Genomic DNA, 8,175 nt, shown 5'->3' on the forward strand with positions numbered 1-8,175 from the left:
AAGGATGCTTTTAATTCAGCCTCGAGACGGATAACAGCGTTTCTTTTGTAACCACTGGTAGAGATTAATACTCACTAGTAAACAAAGAAAACCAATAAGAAACCCAGCGAGCACATCTGTTAAATAATGGACATTAATAATATAACGGCTTATTCCTATTAAAAATATGAGCATAGCAAAGAAAAATTCAATGATAAACCGCCTCTTGGACGATTGTAATCGTTGAGATAGAAAATAAGCGCATAAACCATAACAAACCATCGGTATCATGGCATGACCTGAAGGGAAACTATGACCTTCTGCATTTGCGGCAACTAATATGCTAGGTCTTTCTCTATCAACAAGATGTTTGATCGCAACGTTTATGTAATGCGTTAAGAGTGTGCCACCACTAAGTATTACAGCTGGTAACCAATCCTGATAGAGGAACCAAAATACAACTGCCATAATAATCACGAATGGAATAGTGAATGGCCAAGAGCCTAAATCTGTAAGAAAACGGAAAACCTCATAAAGTATGGAATCTTCGTCTAATCCGATGACAGGATCCCTTGTCCATTGGTCTAGATAAGGAAGTTTATGATTCATGATTTGATATATCCACCAACCGTTAATACACAGAGCTATCATTAAAAGTAGAAGGATATATTTACGGCTATACTGCATGCTTATCCCTCCTATTTCTATTTATAATACATGAAAATAGGTTTTAAAAAAACCAGATAGGGAAATGTATCTATAGAACAAACAAATTTTATAAAGGGTGAGTAATAAATGGAAAAAGAACTACAATTATTAATCGATGGACTAAATGAAGACTTATCGCATGAATATGCAGCTGTCATACAGTATACTTATAGTGCTTCCGTTGTATACGGATTATACCGCTCAGCCCTCAAGCCTTTCTTTGAAGCAGAAATCAATGATGAATTAGGTCATGCTTTATATTTGTCTGAGAAAATAAAATCACTTGGAGGTAATCCGACAACAAAAGCTGCAGATATTCCTCAGCCTACGGAAGTAAAGGATTTATTAGAAGCCACACTTCAATCAGAGGCTGCTACCATTGAACGATATGAAAAACGTAAAAAGCAAGCGGAGAATTTAGGTTATACGGAGCTAGTTGTTAAGCTTGAGGATCTAATTACTGACGAAACACAACATAAAGAGGAAATTGAGCGTCTATTAGCTGACCCTCGATTAGCATCATAAATAAACAGTTTGCTTTCGGAACAAAATTTATTAGCGATTAACCCCTACCTCAAATGAAATGGAGGTAGGGGTTTTTCTCTATATGTATTTACATATATCCGTCCATACATGAAATTATCCTCAATTTTCATGTATACATGCCTAATAAATATTTTTCAATGTTATAATAAGTGAAAAAACATCGAGGAGGTCTTTTGCTTGTTAGAAAAAGTCCATCAGTCCATTGATCAGCTCTATTCAGAAATGGTTCATATACGTAGACATTTGCATCAGTATCCAGAGGTTTCTTTTCAAGAAACAAAAACCGCTGAATTTATCGCTAATTATTATAACGAGCTAGGTATTCCTTGTGACACAAACGTAGGGGGAAACGGTGTAATCGCAACCCTGAAGGGGAAAAAGGCAGGCAAAACGATCGCGTTACGTGCTGATTTTGATGCACTCCCTATTCAAGATGAAAAGGATGTTCCCTACAAATCCAAAGTTGATGGTGTCATGCACGCTTGTGGGCATGACGGCCATACCGCTACCTTACTAATACTGGCAAAGGTTATGAAAGAATATCAAGATCAACTTCCAGGAACCATTGTATTTTTACATCAGCATGCAGAGGAATATGCACCAGGTGGAGCTAAGCCAATTATTGAATCAGGAGCCATAGATCACGTCGATGCGGTATTCGGCACCCATTTATGGGCAACAACACCTGTTGGTGTTCTGCAGACTTCCAAACAAGCATTTATGGCAGGAACGGATCGATTCGAGATTATTATTCAAGGAAAAGGTGGTCACGGGGCTTACCCACATGAAACAAAGGATGCGATTGTGATCGGCTCTCATTTAATTACTCAGCTTCAACAAATAGTAAGTAGACGTGTAGATCCATTAGATACGGCCGTTGTAACTGTAGGCGTATTTGAGGCTGGTGAGGCCTTTAATGTCATTGCAGACAAAGCAAAGATTGTTGGCACTGTACGCTATATTAATCCCGAACTCCAAGACAAGATTATTGAGGATATGAAATGCATTATAAACGGAGTATGTATAAGCAGTGAAGCAACCTACTCCTTTAACTATGTGAAAGGCTATCCTCCGCTTATTAATCATGCAAAAGAAGCTGAATTAGTTCTGCGAATTGCCGAGAAAGATATTGAGGATATTTATAAAGCAGAGGAAATTAATCCGTCTATGGCAGGAGAGGATTTCGCTTATTACCTCATGGAAAAGCCTGGAGCCTTTTTCTTTACCGGTGCGCAAAAGCATGCAGATCCTTATCCACACCATCATCCTAAATTTGATATTGATGAGAGATCCATGCCGATTGCTGCAAAAACACTCATTCAAGCCTACTTTGCTTATCAGGAACAGGAATAATTACAATTAAGGATTTTATCTCTCAAAGAGCTTGGAACGATGCCGCAACCTAAAATATAATCGTTTTCCACCGGCAGAGCCCTCTCGCTGGATACGGAAGGTTTCGGTAGTGATTCATCGCACGTAGAAAAGCGCGCCTCTTTTCCAAGGAATCTCGCATTTATTTTAATCAGAAAACAAACTATAATTAGTTTTAACTAATAACTAATTATAGTTTGTTTTTTATTGGTTCTTATTTACTTTCGTCCAAGATTCTTTTTCTTTATACTAATTTTTTCTTTACATACCCAAGAATAAATAGAAAATTAAACAAGCTTCCACTGATAAGGAAGATTACCATTCCTAAGTATTGACCTAAAGCGATAAATACAATGGAAAATATAACGGTTTGTATACCAGTTAACTGAAATAACAGTTTCATTAATGACGCTTGACGCACAGCCTTAGAAACTGGATAAAGGTCTATCCACATCACCGTTCTATGATGCTGATAAAGTGCCATCATCTGAAAACTGCTTAAGTATAAAAACAAAATAGCAAAAACTACTTTTAACCAGAATGATGGAATAAAATATATAAACAGTCCGCCTATTACAATTAGCCTTACAAACATACCTAAATAATCGCCGCTTCTAATAAAGGTAACTCGATATAGATAATCATACGTGTATTTCTGCATAAATGGCAAGCTGCTTACCAACTTTACAAGCCATTGTCGCTTGCGTACACGACTCTTTAAATGAGGTACATCAGCAAACATATTAGCAAGACGATAAAATGCTTGCATTCTATTCTGGTCTTTTTCTACGAGTAAATCCCAAACAATTCCTGGCTGCTTACGGCAAGTTTGATAAATATAGAGGAATAATGCTGTAAATAAGACAGTGCTTATACCCGCTAACAGCATATTACCATCGATTAAGAAGTAAAATACCGCTACATTTAGCACTGTTCTAACTGTAATATCTGTTCGACGTACGCCAGGTTCTCGAACCTTAAGCATCCACCAATTTGCAATTAAATTTCCTGCTTTAAATAGGAGTAGAACAGCAATGGTAATCATATAGACTTGACCTGATCGCCTATCATAGATAGTACTATACAGTGGTCCCAATGCTGCAGCAGCTAATAAAACAAGATAGAGTTGAATGATAAAGCTATAAAGCAAGGTATTCCGAAAATAAGGACCCATTTTATGTTCTGCAGCAATTAAAAATACAAGATCAGGCTCTTTAAGTAATGTGCGTACAGGACTATAGCTAGCAATCATACCGAATACTGTACCAATAATTATTGCAGCAGGGAAATTTTCTGGTATTTCTAGGAGCCACTTTTGATAATAAAACGCAAGCGCAGAAATGAAAAAAAGCAGAGCTACAGCAATATGTCCATTAAAAATGTAGCGTAGATAACGGCTTGTCTCTTTTACATGAGCAGCAAATCGATTTTTAAAGAAAGCATGTGAATCAAACATGGCTATCTTCTTCCTTTGTTAATTGAACATATAAATCATCTAATGTTGCACCTGGCATATTAAAGCTTTCACGTAATTCTTCAAGCGTACCCATTGCCCTAATTTCACCATCGTGTAATATTACAAAGCGATCACAATATCGTTCAGCAGTTGCCAATATATGTGTAGACATTAGAACACCAGAACCATTATTCTTCATTTCCTCCATAAGTTGTAAATATGACTGAATACCTAAGGGATCTAATCCAACAAACGGTTCATCTACAATGTACAATGGTGGTTCTATTAAGAAAGCACACATAATCATTACTTTCTGTCTCATACCTTTAGAAAAGTGAACCGGGAACCAATTTAGCTTTTTCTCCATTCTAAATTCTTTAAGTAATGGCTGTAATCTCTTTTCAAAAACTTCTTCTGGTATATCATAAGCCATTGCCGTTAAGCGAAGATGCTCATAAAGCGTTAATTCATCATAAAGTATTGGCATCTCAGGGATATAGGCCATTTGGTTACGATAACTTTCCGCATTTTCTTTAAACGTCTTGCCATTAACAGAGACTGTCCCCTTTTTTGCCTGCATCAAACCAATGACATGCTTAATAGTCGTACTTTTCCCTGCTCCATTTAACCCGATTAATCCAACTATTTCACCTGAATGCACGTCAAAAGATATTCCATGAAGTACATTTTTATGCGTGTATCCGCCGTATAGATTGTTAATATGTAATAATGCTTCCACGATTGGCTCCTCCTCTTCGTCTAGTGTATATTTTATCATTTGTGGAAGGGAAAACCAAAGTAAACTATATGCTTTTTTTCGACAAAACGAATAATACTAGCCTGTTTAACATTCATTGTTAAGGAATAGGTGACTCCCTCTCTAGTAGAGGGCAAATGATTTACAAAAAAATTGTATAATTTTTAAACTCGCGTAAACACTATTTAGTGAAGGGATAAGGATGTAACCAAGTTCACCAGAAACAAGTATTTTTCGTGTGATAAACACAAATGAGGTGTCAGCGATCGAGTATCTAATGTAAATTTCGTGTATTCTTACACAAATGAGGTGTTAGTGATCGATATCTAACTGAATTCGTGGATTAAACACAAAAATGAGGTGTTTGTGAACGGTAATCTAATGATATAAATCCTTTTTTTGAGCACATCTTCCATTAAGAAGATACAACAAAAAGGTTTTGTAAATGAGCGTAGCAAAAAGCTAATTGCTTTTAAGACAGTTGTTTACAATGTCCCCGCGTTAGAAGACATTCTTTCCCTTCATCAGACTAGTCCTTTGGGCTAGTCTGTTTTTGTACAGATCACTTCTATTTCAACTTTCTGTTATTTTCACAATAGAATTCTTTACAATGACGGCTATTCCTATATACAATAAAATAAAAAGCAGAGGAATGGTGATACGAATGAGTCATGAAGATTGTATTTTTTGTAAAATTATTGATGGAGAGATACCCTCCGCTAAGGTGTATGAGGATGAAGACGTCTATGCATTTCTCGATATTAGTCAAGTAGCTAAAGGCCACACATTGGTTATTCCAAAAACACATGTGAAAAATATTTACGAAACACCAGCAGAAGTAGCTTCTAAGCTATTTGAACGCGTACCCAAAATTGCGAATGCAATTAAAGATACGTATAAACCGATTGGAATGAACTTACTAAATAATAATGAGAAGGCTGCCGATCAGTCCGTATTTCACCTACATATCCATATTTTACCTCGCTACGTGGAGAATGACGGATTTTCTTCCAATTGGACAGTGCATACTGACGACTATACATCAAATGATTTACAACAAATTGCAAGCGAAATCAATAGCGCTATTAAATTGTAATAAACTGGCTAAAAATAAAGCTACGAATCTTTATATTCGATGACAAATTTGTTATAATAGCATTATACTCCTGCAGCTGACAATCAGTGTACAGTTGAGGAGCAAAGCGTTACTTGTTTAGAGCAGAGATAGCTGAGAAGAGGAGAGGTATAAATGAATACAAAAGCGCTGGTTACTTTGTCCCTATTAGTAGGTGTTGGTGCAGTACTGCATACAGTAGTTCCGCCGATAATTTTTGGAGTTAAACCCGACATGCTACTTTCTATGATGTTTTTAGGAATCCTTTTGTTTCCTACGTTAAAGTATGTAGCGATAGTAGCGATTGTAACAGGAATTGTGTCTGCATTAACGACGACAGCACCGGGAGGGCAAATCGCAAATCTTATTGATAAGCCAATTACTGCAGTTATTTTTTTACTTTTGTACCTGCTTTTGAAAAATCGCTTAAATAATTCGATTAGTGCCCCACTACTTACAGCAGTGGGTACCATGATTTCTGGTGCAATTTTCTTAAGTGTAGCTTTATTCATTATCGGTTTAATGGATGGCTCATTCTTGGCATTATTTGGGCTTGCTGTATTACCAGCTGCATTACTTAATACAATTATTATGGCTGTCGTTTTTCCGATTGTACAGCGTATTATAAAGAGGTCACAGCCACTTGTATCTACTTAATCGATATCAAATCCTCTGGCACAATGTCGGAGGATTTTTTAAAAATTACTTATTAATTACGTTTGACACTATACCCCTTAAAGGTAAATATAACTATGAGGGGAAAGGAGCGAATAAATAATGACTAACAGTAAATCATTATTATTAGGTATCCTAGTTGGAGGGAGTGTTAGTGCAGCAGTTACTTTATTAAGCACTCCATCAACAGGTAGAGACTTTCGCAGCCAAGTAAAAAGCAAAAGTCTAGAATGGAAAGACATGTTATTGAATTTAAAACAAGATGGACTTCGTTTAAAAAAACAAATTCGTGCCACTTCTCAGGAGGGTGCGACCTTAATTAAGGAGCTCACCCAAGATATGAAAAAATCTGTAGGTGATTGGAAAGCAACTGTAGAACCCCATCAAGAAAATATTCACCATTATTTAGAACAAATTGAGTCGAGTTTAAAAGATTTAGAGGAAAAAGTAAAAACACAGTAATCCCAAAAGGTTAAATCAATAGGAAAAGCACAAAAAGCTTACGCAAGGTTCCCCCTCAGTAAGCTTTTTGTGCTTTTTGAACAAATGTAGGAACTTCAGCGTCACTATCTTGCATAAGATATTCTTCTCCTACTTACTTTGACTTTGCTTGCAAGTCTTCAATCGAATCAATATCCATGTATTCTGGTACAACAAGCCCGATTTTTGCTCCTTCTAGATTTGCACCCATATCTACAAAGTCCTCCTTGAATTCATCATAGAAATCTTTGTGTGTCATAGGCATCCATGCAGCTAAGGTAGCATCTGCATCACCATTGGCAATAGCCTCAAATACAACAGCCACATCTACCGGAGTGATGGTCACATCAAATCCTTTTTGACGTAATACCTCTGCTACAACATTTGCTGATGAGCGTTCTGAATCCCATGGAGTAGACACTAACTCAATGGATACGCCATCTACATCTTCTACGCCTTCTGTCCAGGCTTTTACTTTTTCAGGATTGTCTTTTACCCATTGCTTCGCAACTTCTGCAATATCCTTACCACTTTCAGAGGCTTCATACATGATACCTTCCATGTCTTCAACGCTCCAATTGAATTGATCAATTAATTTATAAGCATTAGGCTTATCCTCTTTTAATCCTTTACGAGCTAATGATTTGATAACCTCTACATCGCCATAAATTCCTTTTGGATCTTCTAAATATTTAATATTATCAAATTTCGCAAACATCCAATGTGGATTCCAGCCAGTAACAACAATCGGCTCTTCATTTTTAATAGCATCTTCCAACTCTGTTACCATCGCAGCTGTTGATGACTGCTCTAATTCCCAGCCAGACAATGTTTCATATTCTTCAATTGCTTTTTCTGTCGTAACAGTTATACCTGCTCCTGGTTCAATACCAGTGATCGTGTAATTCACTGCTTCACTATAATTCGTTTCTTCACTAGCTTCCTTTGAACCATCTGCTTGCTTATCTTCCGATTCACTTGAACCACAAGCAGCTAATACAAATACAGATAGTAATCCAACACATAACATGGCTAACCATTTCTTATTACTCACCTAAACATCCTCTCATTAATTTATATCAATAGGAA

The 8,175-nt window shown here is 36.7% G+C and carries 9 protein-coding genes; 5 read left to right on the forward strand and 4 right to left on the reverse strand.

The window, feature by feature from the left end; all coding sequences use genetic code 11:
• Positions 1 to 15 precede the first annotated feature (15 nt).
• Positions 16 to 666 carry a phosphatase PAP2 family protein gene (locus tag JUJ52_RS12810; protein ID WP_205388400.1) on the reverse strand — a complete coding sequence of 217 codons (651 nt, stop codon included), beginning with the start codon at positions 664 to 666 and terminating at the stop codon, positions 16 to 18.
• A 108-nt stretch (positions 667 to 774) separates the two neighbouring features.
• Here JUJ52_RS12810 and JUJ52_RS12815 point away from each other — a divergent pair, with 108 nt between their 5' ends.
• Together JUJ52_RS12815 and JUJ52_RS12820 are read left to right on the forward strand one after the other, a co-directional pair.
• The gene (locus JUJ52_RS12815) at positions 775 to 1,212 is read left to right on the forward strand and encodes a ferritin-like domain-containing protein (RefSeq protein ID WP_026680593.1); all 438 of its coding nucleotides are present in this window, start codon (positions 775 to 777) and stop codon (positions 1,210 to 1,212) included.
• Between the two features lie 198 nt (positions 1,213 to 1,410).
• Positions 1,411 to 2,586: an amidohydrolase gene (locus tag JUJ52_RS12820; RefSeq protein WP_304956764.1), complete on the forward strand. Its 1,176-nt coding sequence runs from the start codon at positions 1,411 to 1,413 to the stop codon at positions 2,584 to 2,586.
• Between the two features lie 262 nt (positions 2,587 to 2,848).
• On the opposite strand, the gene JUJ52_RS12825 is transcribed toward JUJ52_RS12820, so the two are convergent.
• Positions 2,849 to 4,060, reverse strand: a complete 1,212-nt coding sequence (locus tag JUJ52_RS12825) for an ABC transporter permease (protein ID WP_026680591.1) — start codon at positions 4,058 to 4,060, stop codon at positions 2,849 to 2,851.
• Entirely contained in the window at positions 4,053 to 4,799 is a 747-nt protein-coding gene (locus JUJ52_RS12830) for an ABC transporter ATP-binding protein (RefSeq protein ID WP_121604860.1), read from the reverse strand. The genes JUJ52_RS12825 and JUJ52_RS12830 overlap by 8 nt, the downstream gene beginning before the upstream one ends.
• Positions 4,800 to 5,481: 682 nt before the next feature.
• Here JUJ52_RS12830 and JUJ52_RS12835 point away from each other — a divergent pair.
• The 3 genes from JUJ52_RS12835 (at position 5,482) to JUJ52_RS12845 (ending at position 7,068) form a co-directional block, all read left to right on the forward strand.
• Complete coding sequence (locus JUJ52_RS12835) at positions 5,482 to 5,913, forward strand: HIT family protein (RefSeq protein WP_121604859.1); 432 nt, start codon at positions 5,482 to 5,484, stop codon at positions 5,911 to 5,913.
• Between the two features lie 153 nt (positions 5,914 to 6,066).
• The gene (locus JUJ52_RS12840; RefSeq protein WP_166530602.1) at positions 6,067 to 6,588 is read left to right on the forward strand and encodes a tryptophan transporter; all 522 of its coding nucleotides are present in this window, start codon (positions 6,067 to 6,069) and stop codon (positions 6,586 to 6,588) included.
• Between the two features lie 120 nt (positions 6,589 to 6,708).
• On the forward strand, positions 6,709 to 7,068 hold the full coding sequence (locus JUJ52_RS12845) for a YtxH domain-containing protein (RefSeq protein WP_026680587.1): 360 nt from the start codon (positions 6,709 to 6,711) through the stop codon (positions 7,066 to 7,068).
• 133 nt (positions 7,069 to 7,201) lie between these two features.
• Here the strand turns inward: JUJ52_RS12845 and JUJ52_RS12850 are convergent, their stop codons facing one another.
• Positions 7,202 to 8,116, reverse strand: a complete 915-nt coding sequence (locus JUJ52_RS12850; protein WP_034678821.1) for a glycine betaine ABC transporter substrate-binding protein — start codon at positions 8,114 to 8,116, stop codon at positions 7,202 to 7,204.
• Positions 8,117 to 8,175: the final 59 nt, after the last annotated feature.

The organism is Virgibacillus sp. AGTR (genome assembly GCF_016919725.2).
GTDB classification, from domain to species: Bacteria; Bacillota; Bacilli; order Bacillales; family Amphibacillaceae; genus Virgibacillus; species Virgibacillus salarius.

What these genes read in the sequence shown, in the direction of transcription:
- JUJ52_RS12810 (WP_205388400.1), bottom strand. Translation starts at nt 666, where the DNA reads ATGCAGTATAGCCGTAAATATATCCTTCTACTTTTAATGATAGCTCTG.
- JUJ52_RS12835 (WP_121604859.1), top strand. Translation starts at nt 5,482, where the DNA reads ATGAGTCATGAAGATTGTATTTTTTGTAAAATTATTGATGGAGAGATA.
- JUJ52_RS12840 (WP_166530602.1), top strand. Translation starts at nt 6,067, where the DNA reads ATGAATACAAAAGCGCTGGTTACTTTGTCCCTATTAGTAGGTGTTGGT.
- JUJ52_RS12850 (WP_034678821.1), bottom strand. Translation starts at nt 8,116, where the DNA reads ATGTTATGTGTTGGATTACTATCTGTATTTGTATTAGCTGCTTGTGGT.
- JUJ52_RS12825 (WP_026680591.1), bottom strand. Translation starts at nt 4,060, where the DNA reads ATGTTTGATTCACATGCTTTCTTTAAAAATCGATTTGCTGCTCATGTA.
- JUJ52_RS12815 (WP_026680593.1), top strand. Translation starts at nt 775, where the DNA reads ATGGAAAAAGAACTACAATTATTAATCGATGGACTAAATGAAGACTTA.
- JUJ52_RS12845 (WP_026680587.1), top strand. Translation starts at nt 6,709, where the DNA reads ATGACTAACAGTAAATCATTATTATTAGGTATCCTAGTTGGAGGGAGT.